This is a genomic window from Frigoribacterium sp. AC759, from assembly GCF_979256015.1.
Genome location: NZ_CEEDMT010000001.1, coordinates 365,948 through 380,862, shown reverse-complemented (window position 1 = coordinate 380,862; position 14,915 = coordinate 365,948). Strand labels below are relative to the sequence as shown.

Genomic DNA, 14,915 nt, shown 5'->3' with positions numbered 1-14,915 from the left:
ACGGGGGAAGTCGGGGGGGGTCGGCTCGCTGGGTCGCGGCCGAGGCGCGAGGGCCGAGGAGGCGCGGGTCAGGCCGTCCCGGCGGGGTCGCCGTAGCGCGCCGCGTTCAGCCGGTCGAGCTGCGTGCCCTTCACCAGGCAGTACGTCCACAGGGCGACGAACACGCCCGCGACGACGTACATGACCGGGTCGAGCAGCCCGCAGGCGATGAGACCCGCCTGCACGATCCAGCCGAGCACGATGCCCCAGCGGTGGCGCAGCACGCGCGAGACGAGCAGCATGACGACGATGGCGGCCAGACCGCCGCCGAAGGCGACGCCCGTGGGCAGCAGATCGCGGCCGTTGACCACGAGCATGACGAAGAACATCGACATGGCCTCGAGCACCAGCACGATCGAGAGCAGGCTCTCGGCCGCACCGCGTCGGCGGCGGGCGCGACCCGGGGCTGCGGCGCCCTCGTCGGGAGGCGGCACCGTGGTCATGAGAGCCCCTCCGGGCCCTGCGCGAGCGCGAGGACGTCTCCGACCAGGGTGATCGACCCCGTCACGACGACGCCGCCGGGGCGGTCGCCCTCGGTCTCGTCGGCGAGGTCGCGGGCGGTGCGGAGCGCGGCCGCGAGATCGGTCTCGACGACGACCCGGTCGGCGCCCACGACCTTGACGGCGACGGCCGCGAGCTCGTCGGCGGGGACGGAGCGGTCGGAGTCGGACTGGGTGACGACGAACTGCTGCACCGTGCCCGACAGCGCCCGGATGATGCCGGTCGCGTCCTTGTCGGTCAGCACGGCGAGGACGGCGACGACGCGACCGAACGGGAAGTACGCCTCGATCGCCTTGGCGAGGGCTCGGGCGCCATGGGGGTTGTGAGCCGCGTCGACCAGGATGGTCGGATCGTTGGCGACGATCTGCAGTCGACCCGGCGACGTCACCTGGGCGAGCCCGTCGGAGAGCACGTCGAGGTCGAGCGCCTGGCTGCCGCTGCCGAGGAACGACTCGACCGCCGCGACGGCGACGGCGGCGTTCTGAGCCTGGTGGTCGCCGAAGAGCGGCAGCACGAGGTCGGGGTACCGCCCCGCGAGACCGCGGATCGACACGACCTGTCCGCCGACGGCCACGGTCGTCGACTCGACGCCGAAGCCGACGCCCTCGACGGCCAGCGTCGACTCGGTCAGCTCGACCGCGCGCTCGAGCTCGGCCAGGGCCTCGGGCACCTGCGAGGCGCTGACCACCGACGCGGAGGGCTTGACGATGCCCGACTTGGTGCGGGCGATGGCCTCGACCGTCGAGCCGAGCCGGTTCTGGTGGTCGAGTGCGATGGGCGTGAAGACGGCCACCTGACCGTCCGCCACGTTCGTGCTGTCCCACTCGCCGCCCATGCCCACCTCGAGCACGACGACGTCGGCCGGCGCGTCGGCGAAGCAGGCGAAGGCGAGCACCGTGAGCGCCTCGAAGAACGTCAGCGCCTGGTCGCCGGCGGCGCCGAGCTCGGCGTCGACCATGGCGAGATAGGGCTGGATGTCGTCCCAGTTGGCGACGAGCCGCTCGTCGCTGATCGGCTCACCGTCGATCATGATGCGCTCGTTCAGCCGGACGAGGTGCGGGCTGGTCAGCAGGCCGGTGCGCAGACCGTACGAGCGGAGGATGCTCTCGATCATCCGCGAGGTCGACGTCTTGCCGTTCGTGCCCGTGATGTGGATCACCGGGTAGGCGCGCTGCGGGTCGCCGAGCAGCTCGGCGGCCCGGCGGGTCGCACCGAGCCGGGGCTCGGGCGCCTGCTCGCCGACCCGCGCGAGCAGCTCGTCGTGGACGCGGGCGGCCTCGGCGGCGAACTCGCCGCCGTCGTCGGCGGGCTCGGGGTTCTTGCTCTTCTTCGGGGTCATGCGCGTCGCACCTCCACGGTCACGGCCGAGCCCGCGCCGACGGCGACGGCGTCGACGCGGTCGGCGAGGTCGCTCCGTCGGTCGATCACGAGCTCGGTGGTCAGGGTCTCGGCCTGGATCAGGTCGCGATGGGTCTCGACGGCGTCGGCCCCGGCGTCGTCGACGCCCAGGGTCGTCACCACGCGGTCGCTCACGTCGAGCCCGGTGTTCTTCCGGGCCTGCTGCACGGCGCGGACGACGTCGCGGGCGAGCCCCTCCGCCTCGAGCTCGGGCGTCGTCGCGGTGTCGAGCAGCACGAAGCCGCCGTCGCCGACGAAGCCGATGGCCGCGGCCGCGTCGGCGACCGCCAGCTCGAGCGTGAACTCGCCCGGCAGCAGTTCGATGCCGCCCACGACGACGTTCTCGCCGACGGGCTGCCAGTCGCCCTTCTTGGCGGCCGGGATGACCTGCTGCACCTGCTTGCCGATGCGGGGGCCCGCGGCGCGGGCGTTGACCGTCAGCTTGCGGGTCACGCCGTAGTCGCCGAGGCTCTCTTCGGTCAGGGGGGTGAGCGCGACCGACTTGACGTTCAGCTCGTCCCGGAGGATCGACGCGAACGGCTCGAGGGCGGCGGGGTCGAGTGCCACCACCGTGAGACGCGCGAGAGGCAGACGCACCCGCAGACCGGTCGACTTGCGGAGAGCGAGACCCGACGAGGCGATCTCGCGCACCGAGTCCATGGCCTCGACCAGGGCGTCGTCGGCCGGGAACGCCGACGCGTCGGGCCAGTCGGTCAGGTGCACGCTGCGACCCCCGGTGAGACCCTTCCAGATCTCCTCCGCGACCAGCGGGGCCAGGGGCGCGGCCACCCGGGTGACCGTCTCGAGCACCGTGTACAGCGTGTCGAACGCGTCGTGGTCGTCGCCCGACCAGAAGCGGTCGCGCGAGCGGCGCACGTACCAGTTGGTCAGCACGTCGGCGAAGTCGCGGAGCGCCGCCGCCGCGAGAGGCGAGTCGAGCGCGTCCAGGTGCCGCTCGACGTCGGTGACGAGGAGGCGCGTCTTCGCGAGCAGGTAGCGGTCGAGCACGTCGCGCGAGTCGGTGCGCCACTTCGCGACGTAGCCGTCGGCGACGTGGCGACCCGCACCTCCTGAACCGTCGGCGTCGGCCGCGTTCGCGTAGAGGGTGAAGAAGTAGTAGGTGCTCCAGAGCGGGAGGAGGAACTGCCGGACGCCCTCGCGGATGCCCTCTTCGGTCACGACGAGATTGCCGCCGCGGATCACCGAGCTCGACATCAGGAACCACCGCATGGCGTCGGCGCCGTCGCGATCGAAGACCTCGTTGACGTCGGGGTAGTTGCGGAGGCTCTTCGACATCTTCTGACCGTCGGAGCCGAGCACGATGCCGTGGCTGATGACCTTCGAGAAGGCGGGCCGATCGAAGAGCGCCGTCGACAGCGCGTGCATCACGTAGAACCAGCCGCGCGTCTGGCCGATGTACTCGACCACGAAGTCGGCCGGGGCGTGCGTCTCGAACCAGCTCTGATTCTCGAACGGGTAGTGCACCTGCGCGAAGGGCATCGAGCCAGAGTCGAACCAGACGTCGAAGACGTCGTCGATGCGACGCATCGTGCTCTGACCGGTGGGGTCGTCGGGGTTCGGACGGGTGAGGTCGTCGATGTAGGGGCGGTGCAGATCGGGCTCGCCCTGCTCGTTGAGCGGCAGACGACCGAAGTCGGCCTCGAGCTCGGCGAACGAGCCGTAGACGTCCACCCGGGGGTGGGCCGGGTCGTCGCTCTTCCAGACCGGGATGGGCGAGCCCCAGTAGCGGTTGCGCGAGATCGACCAGTCGCGGGCGCCGCCCACCCACTTGCCGAACTGACCGTCCTTGACGTTCTCGGGCACCCAGGTGATCTGCTGGTTGAGCTCGCTCATGCGGTCGCGGAACTCGGTCACGCGGACGAACCAGCTCGACACGGCCTTGTAGATGAGCGGGTTGCGGCAGCGCCAGCAGTGCGGGTAGCTGTGCTCGTAGCTCGCGAGACGGACGAGGCGGCCGTCGGCACGGAGACGCTGCACGAGGGTCTTGTTGGCGTCGAACACCTGCTGACCCGCGACGCCGAGCTCGTCGAACAGCGGCAGGAACCGGCCCGCGTCGTCGACGGAGACCAGCACGGGGATGCCGGCGGCGGCGCAGACCTGCTGGTCGTCCTCGCCGTAGGCGGGCGCCTGATGCACGATGCCCGTGCCCTCGCCGGTCGCGACGTAGTCGGCGACGAGCACGCGCCAGGCGTTCTCGGTGCCGTAGGTCTCGGTGTCGGCGTAGACGTCCCAGATGCGGTCGTACTCGACGCCCTCGAGCTCGGCCCCGGCGAAGGTCGCGCTGACGGCGGCCTGGGCGGCCTCGGGCGAGTCGTAGCCGAGGTCGCGCGAGTAGGCGGCGAGGGTGTCGGCCGCGAGCAGGAACACGCTGCCGGTCAGCAGCTGCTGGTCGCCGGTGCGCTCGCCGGGCAGAAGGGCGTGGGGCACGGTCACGTAGTCGATCGACGGGCCGACCGCGAGCGCCATGTTCGTCGGGAGGGTCCAGGGGGTCGTCGTCCAGGCGAGCGCCTCGACGCCGGTCAGCCCGAGAGCCTCGGCCTTCGCCCCGACGAGGGGGAACGAGACCGTGACCGTCTGGTCTTGACGCATCTTGTAGACGTCGTCGTCCATCCGCAGCTCGTGGTTCGACAGCGGCGTCTGGTCGTGCCAGCAGTAGGGCAGCACCCGGAAGCCCTCGTAGGCCAGCGACTTCTCGTGCAGCTGCTTGAAGGCCCAGATCACGCTCTCCATGAAGGTGGAGTCGAGGGTCTTGTAGTCGTCGTCGAAGTCGACCCAGCGCGCCTGGCGGGTCACGTAGCCCTGCCACTCGTCGGTGTACTTCAGCACCGAGCTGCGGGCGGCCGCGTTGAAGGCGCCGATGCCCATGTCGTCGATCTCGTGCTTCTCGGTGATGCCGAGCTGCCGCATCGCCTCGAGCTCGGCGGGCAGACCGTGGGTGTCCCAGCCGAAGCGACGGTGCACCTGCTTGCCGCGCATCGTCTGGTACCTCGGGAACACGTCTTTGGCGTAGCCCGTCAGGAGGTGGCCGTAGTGCGGCAGCCCGTTGGCGAAGGGCGGGCCGTCGTAGAAGACCCACTCGTCGCAGCCCTCGCGGGCGCGGATCGACTCGCGGAAGGTGTCGTCGCCCTTCCAGAACGCGAGGATCCCCTGTTCGACGTCGGGGAATCGGGGCGATGCGGGTACCGGCTGGTAGGCCATGGGAACTCCAGGTGGTGCGGATGTCCGTTCACGAGGACGCCTGCCGAGGGTTCTCGGTCGGCGCGGTACCACCCCGCTTGCCGCCCCTGCGGGCGACCGCTCTGCTGCGGCTGTCACGGGCCTGCCCCGCTCGGGTCTACTGACGCCTCGTGCCCTGACGGGCCGGTCGACGCGTTCTGCCGAGAGCTCCCCGGTGATGGCCGGATCACAGCGGGTCCATCGTACAAGGCGAGGAGGCGCGGCGCGATCATCTGCAGAGAGTGCAGAATCGAGATCATGACCGCCGAGAGCACCGCCGACCCCCAGAGCACCGCGCAGCCCGAGGGGACGGCGAAGCCGGAGAGCTTCACCACCGTGCTGGTCGCGTTCGTGGCGAACCTGCTGATCGCCGTCGCGAAGACGGTGGCGGCTCTTCTCACGGGGTCGGCCTCGATGGTGGCCGAGTCGGCGCACTCGTGGGCCGACACCGGCAACGAGGTGTTCCTCTTCATCGCCGACAAGCGCGGGGTGAGGCGACGCGACGCCTCGCACCCTCTCGGCTACGGCAAGGAGACCTACGTCTGGTCGATGTTCGCGGCCTTCGGGCTCTTCACGGTCGGCGCCGTCGTCTCGATCCAGCACGGCATCTCGCAGCTGGGCGCCGCCGAGGCGGCCGAGGACTACCTGGTCAACTACATCGTGCTCGGAGTGGCCTTCGTGCTCGAGGGCACCTCCTTCTTGCAGGCCCTCCGTCAGGCCCGAGGCAGCGCTCGCGACCGCAGCCAGCCGACCCTCCGGTTCGTGCTGCGCAGCTCGAACCCGACGTTGCGCGCCGTCTTCGCCGAGGACGCCGCTGCGCTCGTCGGCCTGGTGATCGCGTTCCTCGGCATCCTCCTGCACCAGATCACCGGTTCAGCAGTGTTCGACGCCGTCGGCTCGATCGCGGTGGGCGTGCTGCTCGGGGTCGTCGCCCTCGTGCTGGTCGACCGCAACAGGAGGTTCCTGGTCGGCGAGAGCCCGAGCGACGAGCTCGAGTCGATCGTGCTCGCGCGTCTGCTCGACCGCCCCGAGATCGCCCGGGTGACCTACCTGCACACCGAGTTCGTCGGTCCGGGGCGTCTCTACCTGGTCGCGGCGGTCGACATGTCGGGCGACGAGACGGAGGGGCACGTCGCCGTGGCCCTCCGTCGCGTCGAGCGGGAGCTCGAGGAGCACGACGCGGTCGAGGAGGCGGTGCTCACCCTGTCGACGCCCGACGAGCCGAGCCTCCTGCCGATCAGCTGAGGCGACGCGTTCGGCGACGCGCGTATCCGACGGCGACGAGACCGAGACCGATCACGACCAGCGCAGCGACCGACAGCGGGCCCGATCCCTCGGCGCCCGTGTAGGCCAGTGCCGACGTGCCGGAGGTCGAGGAGGTGCCCACGACGGCCGTCGGGGCGACCAGGGTGAAGGTCACGACGTTGCTCGGACCCGACATGAACGATTGGTCGGGGTTGTCGAACAGCGTGAAGACGGCGAACGAGTAGGTGCCCGGCTTCAGGCTCTCCGTCATGGACCAGGTGCCGTCGGCCCCGACGATCGTCGGGTCGATGCCCGCGATGAGCGGCTCGAACTCCCCTTCGCCGCCGCCTTCCCCTTCGCCCCGGGCCGCCGCCGCGTAGCGGTCGATCGCGGCGCGCCCCTCGGGGAAGAACCCGTAGAGGGCGATGACCGTGCCCGGGGTGCCCGTGCCCGCGATGGTGAAGACCTGCGAGCCGTCGTGCCCCTGGCTGCGATCGGGCCGACCGACCACCGTGCCGCCCTGCGCGGGCGAGGTGACGACCGGAGCCGCGGGCAGGAGATCGACGCGACGGAGCACGCTCACGACGACCGAGGCCTCACGGGACGGGAGCGTGGTCGCGAAGCCGTCCGCATCGAACGCGCCCTGACGTGCGGAGATGCTCCACTGGCCGTAGGGCATGAAGACCTCGTCGCTCCACGTCCCGTCGGCGGCCACCACCGGCGGCTCGTCGTCGTATCCCCAGGGAGTCGCCGGGACGATCGCGAGCAGGTCGATGTCGATGACGGAGCCGGGCGTGCCCGTTCCGGTCACGTCGATCGCACCCGTCTCGTAGTCCCCCGACTCGTAAGGTCGTCCCTCGACGCGGCCGCCCTCGCCGGGCGTGGAGATCGTCGGTGCGGAGCTCGTGGGGAGCCCGGCGACGACGAACTCGCGATCGATGGTGCCGAGGTCGACCCCGTCCGCACCCGAGACCTGCAGCACGACGGTGTACGTGACCGCCGCCGTGGATCCGTCGAGGGAGATCGCTTCGGAGAACGCTCCGTCGGCGACCTGCGACAGGCCGCTCTGTCCGTCGGAGATGCTCCAGCGGACCGTGCTCCCCGTCGGCACCGACGCCTCGAGGCGGACGCCGGCGGAGGTCAGCCGCTGTCCGACCAGGGGGCTGGTCACGGTGAAGCCGGGGGCCGCGGCGGCTTCGACGGCCGGCGGAGCGGCCGGCGAGGGGGATGCGGACGAGTTCGCGACGACGTCCGAGCCGGGCGCCGTGGGCTCGACCGCGACGGGAGTCTCCACAGGAGCGCCGGAGCCGGGCTGATCGGCGGGGACATCCTCGACCGGCGCCTCGCCGGGTACCGGCGCGCCGTCGACGGGGTCGGCTCCGACGGTCGGCGCCGGAGACGCGGCCTCGTCGGCAGCGGACCCGTCGACGACCGTCCCGTCGACGACGGTCCCGTCGACGACCGTCCCGTCGGCGGGTCGCGCGAGCCCGACGCTCTGCTCCGTCGGGGCCGGAGCGGCGGAGGCCGCGGGCACGCCGATCAGGAGTCCCCCCAGGGCGATGACGACGGCGGTCGGCAGCGCGACGGCGGCCGACAGGGTGTTCTTCATGGTGATCTCTCTCGCGTGGGCCGAGCTCGACGCGGTGCTCTCGACCCACCCCCGGGCCCCGCGAGACGGCCTCAAGTCGACCGTGTGACCTCACCGTACGGAGTCGAGGCGGCCGGTCGTGCGGCCGTGATCGTTTCGTCACCCGATGTCATCCGAACGATTGAGGTTCCGTCATCTCGACGGACGACACCGGGCCTCCGATGGTGTGGCGAGCGTCCATCGGATCGCACGAGTCGTCTGTCCGTTGGCGGGTCTGTCAGGTGGACGGAGGCGCCGGCGTCTACCGTGATGCTCGTGCGTTCAGTGATCCGGTTGGCCAGGGCCAACCCCTCAGCCATCCGGTTCCTCGTGGTCGGCGGCATCGGGTTCGTCATCACCATGGTGATCAACTACGGGCTGAAGCTCTTCGTCATCCCGCAGCACCCGGTCACGGCCCTCGCCGTCGGCACGATCGTCGCGACCGTCGTGTCGTACTGGATGAACAAGAAGTGGTCGTTCGACGATCGCGGCGACCGCCACACGGCGCACGAGATGCTCCTGTTCACGGCGGTCAGCATCGTGGGCATCGGTCTGAACTCGGCCCCCCTCTACCTCTCGCGCTACGGCTTCGGCCTCGGCGTGCCGAACGTGTCGTTCGCCACGCAGGAGGTGGCGGACTTCATCAGCGGCCCGATCATCGGCACGCTCATCGCCATGGTGTTCCGCTACTGGGCCATGAACAAGTGGGTGTTCCCGAAGAGGGCCGACATCGTCGACGTCCTCTCGCCGACGTCACCGTCGACCGGGTCGACGCCGACGCACTGACGAGGACGCGCCTCCCGGGTCGTCAGGAGGCGGTCGACGGGCGTGCGACGGCGTCGAGACCGTCGGCGACCGGCCCCAGGGCGTCGGCCATCACATCGCCGAGCGGGCGACGGCCGACTCCCGATCTCGCCCAGTGGGTGATCGCGGCCACCGCGGCGGCCACCAGGGATGCCGCCGCGGCCTCATGACCGAGCTCGCCCCGTCGCCCGCCGGAGGCCTCGGCGAGATGGGCGGCGACGACCGACTGCAGCCGCACGACGCGGACGGCCGCCGATGCGACGAGCTCGTCGCCGAGACCCATCGCCTCGGACTGCGTCAACGCCCAGGGCACCCGGGCCGGGTCGTGGGCTCGGCCGACGGCGACCAGCGCCGCCTCGACGCTGCGCACGGGAGATGATCCCGAGGAGGCGCGGAGCAGCTCCCCGAGACCCGCCAGACTCACGTCGAGGTCGAGCCAGAAGAGGTCGGCCTTCGAGTCGAAGTAGTTGAAGAAGGTGCCCCGACTGACCCCGGCCCGCTGGGCGATCTGGTCGACGGTCGTCCCCGACCAGCCGTTCTCGAGGAACAGCTCGGCGGCGGCGTCGGCGAGCATCTCGGCCGACGAGCGGCGAGGGCGGCCGATCGGGCGCCGTGACGGGTCTGACATGCCCACCATCATGGCGGTACACTCGATCGGTGCACTTGTTGGACTCCGTCCATAAACGTGTTCCGCCGTCCCGGAGTCAGCGTCGACGACCGTGACGGCGTCATCCTCACCCGGCCCGCCCCTCCCGATCACCCGGAGTCCCATGCGCACCCGTCTGCCCGCCCTCCTCGCCCTGACCACCGTCGGCGCCCTCCTGCTCGCCGGGTGCACGACCGGCGGCGAGGCCACGGGGTCCGCCACCCCGCGCTCGGGCGGCACCCTCACCTACGCGACGGGCGACGCCGAGCCGACCTGCCTCGACCCGCACGTCGGCGGCAACTACCCCCAGGCCCTGGTCTCCACCCAGTACCTCGAGTCGCTCGTCTCGAAGAACGGGTCGGGCGAGATCGTCCCCTGGCTCGCGACCTCATGGGAGGAGTCCGCCGACGGCCTCAGCTGGACGTTCGACCTCCGCGACGACGTCGTCTTCAGCGACGGCACACCGTTCGACGCCGCCGCGGTCGCCGCCAACGTCGCCCACCTGCAAGACCCGGAGACCCTGTCGTCGACGGGCTACCTCGCCCTCGGCAAGGTCACCGGCGTCGAGGTCGTCGACGCGCAGACGGCGCGCTTCGACCTGAGCGCCCCCGACAGCGCGCTGCTCGAATCGCTGACGCAGCCCTGGGTCGCGATGGAGTCGCCCGCGGCGCTCGAGCGCAGCCAGGAGGTCAACTGCGAGTCACCCGTCGGCACCGGTCCGTTCGTGGTCGAGTCGTGGACGAAGCAGGACCGCATCGTGCTCACCCGCAACGACGACTACTCGTCGCCGCCCGCCGACGCCGACCACGACGGCCCCGCGTACCTCGACGAGGTCGTCTGGCGGTTCATCCCCGACTCGGCGGCGCGCTACTCGGCGCTGCAGGCCGGGCAGGTCGACGTCATCGACAACGTCCAGCCCGACACCCTCGTCGCCGCCGAGAAGGACGACGCCCTGGCCGAGATCGACGCGCCCCGCCCCGGCGCCGTGAACCGCATCGAGCTGAACTCGGGCAAGGCGCCCTTCGACGACGAGCGCGTGCGCGAGGCCTTCGTCACGGGCGTCGACGTCACCGACGGCATCGACTCGCTGTTCTTCGGCACCGCCGAGCGCTCGTACTCGCCCCTGTCGAGCGTCGAGCCGCTCGCCTACTCCGACCCGTCACTGTTCGAGGTCGACGTCGACGCGGCCGGAGCCCTCCTCGACGACGCCGGCTGGACGGAGCGCGACTCCGACGGCTACCGCACGAAAGACGGCGAGCGCCTCTCGCTCGAGTTCCCGGTGAGCACGAACCAGTCGATCCCCGCCGAGCAGTCGCTCTTCGAGCAGGTGCAGGCCGGCGCCCGCGACCTCGGCTTCGAGGTGACGCTCTCCCCCCTCGACCTGTCGAGCTGGTACGGCGCCCTGGCCGCGAACGACTACGACCTCGTGAGCGCGCCGTACACGAAGGTCGGCCCCGACGTGCTGCGGATCCTCTACGACACCGACGGCATCACCCCGGCTCCGAGCGGCTACTTCGCCAACCTCGCCCAGCTGAGCGACCCCGCCCTCGACGACCTGCTGACGCGGGCGTCCGAGACCTCCGACGCCGACGAGCGCGCCGACCTCTACGAGCAGGCGCAGAAGATCGTGCTCGAGAGCTACACCGTGCTGCCCCTCTACGACCAGCAGAACCACTACCTGGCCCGTTCGGCGGTCGCCGGCGTGCGGGCGCTGCCGCCGGTCTCGGCGGTCACGCTGTATGACGCGTACACCGTCGGCTGAGGGTCGGGCCGTCATCCGGTCGTCGACCGGGCAGGAGCCGAGGAGGCGCGGGGTAGTGCCCGCACCCGTCCGGTGGCTGGTCGGTCGCCTGGTCGGGGCGCTCGTCGTGCTCTGGGCCGTGGCCACGCTGATCTTCTTCGCGATCCGGCTCGTGCCCGGCGACCCGGCCGAGGCGATCCTCGGCGGCCCGGGGTCGCAGGCCTCAGCGGAGGCGATCGCCCTGGTCCGCGAGCAGTACGGACTGGACGACCCGCTCCTCCTGCAGTACCTCGCGCAGCTGGGTCGGCTGGCCGTCGGAGACCTGGGCACCTCGTACTCCCTGCGCACCGACGTGGCAGGTCTGCTGCTCGACCAGCTGCCCGGCACGCTGCTGCTCGCCGTGCTGTCGCTCGTGGTCGCGTGGCTGCTCGCCCTGGGCACGGCCTGGTGGGCGACCCTCGGCGGGCGCGTCGCCGGGGCGGTCTCGTCGTCGCTCGAGATCGTCGCCTCGGCGGTGCCGCACTTCTGGCTGGCGGGTGTGCTCGTGCTGGTCTTCAGCACGCAGCTGGGCTGGCTGCCGCCGGTCAGCACCGGCACGCCCCTCGGCATCGTGCTGCCGGTCGTCACCCTGGCCATCCCGGTCGCCGGGTTCCTCGGGCAGGTGACCCGCGACTCGCTCCTCGACGCGTCGACCGCGCCGTTCGCCCTGACGGCACGGGCTCGCGGCGAGTCGCGGTCGGGACTGTTCCGCCGTCATCTGCTGCGTCATGCGGCTCTGCCGGGGCTCGCGCTCTCGGGCTGGGCGTTCGGCTCGCTGCTGAGCGGCGCCGTCGTGGTCGAGTCGATCTTCGCCCGGCCCGGGCTCGGTCGGACCCTGCTGCAGGCCGTGACGCTGAGAGACATCCCCCTGGTGACGGGGGTGGCGCTCGCCTCGGCCCTCGCGTACGTCGTGGTGGTCGCCCTCGGCGACCTTGCGGAGCGCGCCGTCGACCCCCGGGAGCGTGCCGCATGACCGTGCTCGCCGAGCTCCCCCGACGCCGAGGCCGTGAGCGGGCGGGCGGCGGCTCCCGCGTGAGACCACCGGAGGCGGTGGCCGCGATCGTGCTGACCCTCGTCGTCCTGGCCGCGGTCGCCCCGCAGCTGCTCGCACCGGGCGATCCCCTGGCGATCTCCCCCGCCGACGCCTTCGCTCCGCCGTCGCCCGCCCACCCGTTCGGCACGGACGAGTCGGGGCGAGGGATCTGGACGCGCGTGATCCACGGCACCGGCGCCTCCTTGTCCATCGGGGCCGTCGCCACCCTGATCGGCACCGGACTCGGCGTGGCCCTCGGGGTCGCGGCCGGCTTCGGCGGCGGTCGACTGCCGGGGCGTCTCGCAGACGCCGGGGTCAGCCGCCTCCTGGAGGTCCTGTTCGCCCTGCCCGGTCTGCTGCTCGCGCTCGTCGTCATCGCCTTCACCGGGCCGGGCGCCGTGCCCGCGACGATCGCCGTCGGGCTCGCCACCGCACCCGGCTACGCGCGCATCGTGCGCAGTCAGGTCGTGCGGGTGCGCCGCTCGGCGATGGTCGAGGCGGCCGTGGTGCTCGGGAGGCGACCGGGCACCGTCCTGCTGCGGCACGTGCTGCCGAACGCGCTGGCGCCCGTCGTCGTGCTCGCGACGCTGGGTCTCGGGCAGGCCGTCGTCTGGGCGTCGTCGCTCAGCTACCTGGGGCTCGGTGCTCCCCCGCCCGCCCCGGAGTGGGGCGCCATGCTCTCGGCCGGTCGCACCTACTCGACGACCGCCTGGTGGATGACCGTGTTCCCCGGGCTGGCCGTCGTCGTGACGGCCGCGGCCGCGACGGTGCTCGGCCGCGGGCTCGCCCGACGAGGGAGGGACTCCTCATGACCACCGCAGCGCGAGACGGCACGGCGGCGGACGGGCTGGTGGTCGACGGTCTGCGCGTCTCGTTCGGGTCGGCGACCGTGGTCGACGGCGTCTCGTTCTCGGTGGCGCCCGGCGAGTGCGTGGCCCTCGTCGGCGAGTCGGGTTCGGGCAAGAGCGTCACCGCGCGCTCGCTGCTCGGGCTGAGCGGCGGCCGGGTCGACGTCGATCGGCTGACCCTCGGCGACCGCGACCTCTCGACCCTCGACGACCGCGCCTGGCGTCGGGTCCGCGGTGCGCGCATCGGTCTCGTGCTGCAGGACGCCCTCGTCTCGCTGGACCCGCTGCGCCCGATCGGACGCGAGATCGACGACGCCCTCCGGCTGCACACCGGCCTAGGACCCCGGCAGCGTCGAGAGCGCGCCCTCGACGTCCTCGCCGAGGTCGGCATGCCCGACCCCGAGACCCGTCTCGGTCAGCGATCCGGCGAGCTGTCGGGCGGACTGCGGCAGCGGGCTCTCCTCGCCGCCGCGCTCGTCCTGCGACCCGACGTCGTCGTCGCCGACGAGCCGACGACGGCCCTCGACGCCGAGGTGCAGCGCCTCGTCGTCGACCGTCTGGCCGCCCTCCGCGACGGCGGCACCGCCGTCCTCGCCATCAGTCACGATCTGGGCGTCGTGCGGCGCCTGGCCGACCGGGTGCTCGTGATGCGACACGGCGTCGTCGTCGAGCAGGGGCCCACCGCCGACGTGCTCGACTCCCCGCAGGCCGACTACACGCGGCGGCTCGTCGCGGCACTGCCGGGCGGCGTGCCCCGAGGGCGACGCCTGTCGCGGGGCGACGTCGGCGAGGAGCAGGAGGCGCAGGCTCAGGAGGCGCGGGAGGCGGCGATGCAGGAGGCGCGGGAGGCGGCGGCGCAGGAGGCGCGGGAGGCGGCGGCGCAGGAGGCGGCGGCTCCGGTCGACGACGTCGTGCTCTCCGCGGAGGGCCTCCGACGCGTCTTCCCGGCGACCCGCGGGCGGGCGGCCCGGCTCGCGGTCGACGACGTGTCCCTCGAGCTGCGCGCGGGCGAGACGCTCGGCCTGGTGGGCGCCTCCGGAAGCGGCAAGACCACGACCGCGCGCCTCCTCCTAGGGCTCGACGATCCCGACGGAGGTGCGGTGCGCCTCCTCGGGGAGCCCTGGTCGCCCCTGCGAGAACGCGATCGCCGCGCCCGCCGCGCCTCGCTCGGCGCGATCTACCAGGACGCGGCGAGCTCCTTCGACCCCCGCCTGACCGTCGAGCAGCTGCTCGCCGACGCGATCACCGCGGGTCGGAGCCTGCGGACGGCGCCCGTCCGGGCCGAGATCGAGGCGCTGCTCGAACGGGTGGGGCTGCCCCCAGGGCTCGCGCCCCGTCGCCCCGCGTCGCTCTCGGGCGGGCAGCGGCAGCGCGTCGCCATCGCCCGCGCGCTCGCCCCGCGGCCCCGCGTCGTCGTCTGCGACGAGCCCGTCTCGGCCCTCGACGTGTCGGTGCAGGCCCAGGTGCTCGATCTGCTCGACGACCTGCAGCGCGACGACGGCCTGTCGTACCTCTTCATCTCGCACGACCTCGACGTGATCGGGCACATGGCCGACCGCGTCGCCGTGATGCACGAGGGGCGCATCGTCGAGCAGGGGCCGACGGCCGACGTCTTCGCCTCGCCGCAGCACCCCCACACGCGGGCGCTGCTCGCCGCCCGCCCCTAGCGCTCGCCGCCCGCCCCTAGCGCTCGCCCAGAGGGGTGGGGGGGGGGGGGGGGGGGGGGGGGGGGGGGGGGGGGGGGGGGGGGGGGGGGG

The 14,915-nt window shown here is 72.3% G+C and carries 11 protein-coding genes; 6 read left to right on the top strand and 5 right to left on the bottom strand.

The window, feature by feature from the left end; genetic code table 11:
* Positions 1-68: 68 nt before the first annotated feature.
* Genes ACZ6JE_RS01750 through ileS form a run of 3 tightly spaced genes read right to left on the bottom strand, consistent with a single transcriptional unit; the run spans position 69 to position 5,157 of the window.
* Positions 69-482 (bottom strand): DUF4233 domain-containing protein, encoded by a 414-nt coding sequence (locus tag ACZ6JE_RS01750; protein ID WP_464318031.1) that lies wholly within the window; start codon positions 480-482, stop codon positions 69-71.
* Positions 479-1,879, bottom strand: a complete 1,401-nt coding sequence (locus tag ACZ6JE_RS01745) for a bifunctional folylpolyglutamate synthase/dihydrofolate synthase (RefSeq protein ID WP_463464531.1) — start codon at positions 1,877-1,879, stop codon at positions 479-481. The genes ACZ6JE_RS01750 and ACZ6JE_RS01745 overlap by 4 nt, the downstream gene beginning before the upstream one ends.
* Positions 1,876-5,157, bottom strand: a complete 3,282-nt coding sequence (gene ileS, locus ACZ6JE_RS01740) for an isoleucine--tRNA ligase (protein ID WP_464318030.1) — start codon at positions 5,155-5,157, stop codon at positions 1,876-1,878. Before ileS ends, ACZ6JE_RS01745 begins: the two co-directional genes overlap by 4 nt.
* 276 nt (positions 5,158-5,433) lie before the next feature.
* Here ileS and ACZ6JE_RS01735 point away from each other — a divergent pair, with 276 nt between their 5' ends.
* Positions 5,434-6,420 carry a cation diffusion facilitator family transporter gene (locus tag ACZ6JE_RS01735; RefSeq protein ID WP_243215321.1) on the top strand — a complete coding sequence of 329 codons (987 nt, stop codon included), beginning with the start codon at positions 5,434-5,436 and terminating at the stop codon, positions 6,418-6,420.
* Here ACZ6JE_RS01735 and ACZ6JE_RS01730 read toward each other — a convergent pair.
* A complete protein-coding gene (locus tag ACZ6JE_RS01730) occupies positions 6,413-8,029 on the bottom strand; it encodes a hypothetical protein (protein WP_464318029.1) in 1,617 nt (538 codons plus the stop codon). The two genes, ACZ6JE_RS01735 and ACZ6JE_RS01730, sit on opposite strands and share 8 nt — an antisense overlap.
* A gap of 294 nt (positions 8,030-8,323) precedes the next feature.
* Between ACZ6JE_RS01730 and ACZ6JE_RS01725 the strand changes: the two genes are divergently transcribed.
* A complete protein-coding gene (locus tag ACZ6JE_RS01725; protein ID WP_197981795.1) occupies positions 8,324-8,833 on the top strand; it encodes a GtrA family protein in 510 nt (169 codons plus the stop codon).
* A gap of 22 nt (positions 8,834-8,855) precedes the next feature.
* Here the strand turns inward: ACZ6JE_RS01725 and ACZ6JE_RS01720 are convergent, their stop codons facing one another.
* Positions 8,856-9,479: a TetR/AcrR family transcriptional regulator gene (locus ACZ6JE_RS01720; RefSeq protein WP_320478725.1), complete on the bottom strand. Its 624-nt coding sequence runs from the start codon at positions 9,477-9,479 to the stop codon at positions 8,856-8,858.
* 142 nt (positions 9,480-9,621) lie between these two features.
* Between ACZ6JE_RS01720 and ACZ6JE_RS01715 the strand changes: the two genes are divergently transcribed.
* Genes ACZ6JE_RS01715 through ACZ6JE_RS01700 form a run of 4 tightly spaced genes read left to right on the top strand, consistent with a single transcriptional unit; the run spans position 9,622 to position 14,825 of the window.
* Positions 9,622-11,259, top strand: coding sequence for an ABC transporter substrate-binding protein (locus ACZ6JE_RS01715; protein ID WP_192059985.1), 1,638 nt, complete (start codon positions 9,622-9,624; stop codon positions 11,257-11,259).
* A 55-nt stretch (positions 11,260-11,314) separates the two neighbouring features.
* Positions 11,315-12,250 carry an ABC transporter permease gene (locus ACZ6JE_RS01710; RefSeq protein ID WP_243215325.1) on the top strand — a complete coding sequence of 312 codons (936 nt, stop codon included), beginning with the start codon at positions 11,315-11,317 and terminating at the stop codon, positions 12,248-12,250.
* Positions 12,247-13,122: an ABC transporter permease gene (locus ACZ6JE_RS01705; RefSeq protein ID WP_464318028.1), complete on the top strand. Its 876-nt coding sequence runs from the start codon at positions 12,247-12,249 to the stop codon at positions 13,120-13,122. The genes ACZ6JE_RS01710 and ACZ6JE_RS01705 overlap by 4 nt, the downstream gene beginning before the upstream one ends.
* Positions 13,119-14,825, top strand: coding sequence for a dipeptide ABC transporter ATP-binding protein (locus ACZ6JE_RS01700; RefSeq protein WP_464318027.1), 1,707 nt, complete (start codon positions 13,119-13,121; stop codon positions 14,823-14,825). The genes ACZ6JE_RS01705 and ACZ6JE_RS01700 overlap by 4 nt, the downstream gene beginning before the upstream one ends.
* Positions 14,826-14,915: the final 90 nt, after the last annotated feature.

Bases quoted from the DNA above. Each gene is read 5' to 3' on its own strand.
- ACZ6JE_RS01750 (WP_464318031.1), bottom strand. From the start codon at position 482: ATGACCACGGTGCCGCCTCCCGACGAGGGCGCCGCAGCCCCGGGTCGC.
- ACZ6JE_RS01745 (WP_463464531.1), bottom strand. From the start codon at position 1,879: ATGACCCCGAAGAAGAGCAAGAACCCCGAGCCCGCCGACGACGGCGGC.
- ileS (WP_464318030.1), bottom strand. From the start codon at position 5,157: ATGGCCTACCAGCCGGTACCCGCATCGCCCCGATTCCCCGACGTCGAA.
- ACZ6JE_RS01735 (WP_243215321.1), top strand. From the start codon at position 5,434: ATGACCGCCGAGAGCACCGCCGACCCCCAGAGCACCGCGCAGCCCGAG.
- ACZ6JE_RS01730 (WP_464318029.1), bottom strand. From the start codon at position 8,029: ATGAAGAACACCCTGTCGGCCGCCGTCGCGCTGCCGACCGCCGTCGTC.
- ACZ6JE_RS01720 (WP_320478725.1), bottom strand. From the start codon at position 9,479: ATGTCAGACCCGTCACGGCGCCCGATCGGCCGCCCTCGCCGCTCGTCG.
- ACZ6JE_RS01715 (WP_192059985.1), top strand. From the start codon at position 9,622: ATGCGCACCCGTCTGCCCGCCCTCCTCGCCCTGACCACCGTCGGCGCC.
- ACZ6JE_RS01705 (WP_464318028.1), top strand. From the start codon at position 12,247: ATGACCGTGCTCGCCGAGCTCCCCCGACGCCGAGGCCGTGAGCGGGCG.
- ACZ6JE_RS01700 (WP_464318027.1), top strand. From the start codon at position 13,119: ATGACCACCGCAGCGCGAGACGGCACGGCGGCGGACGGGCTGGTGGTC.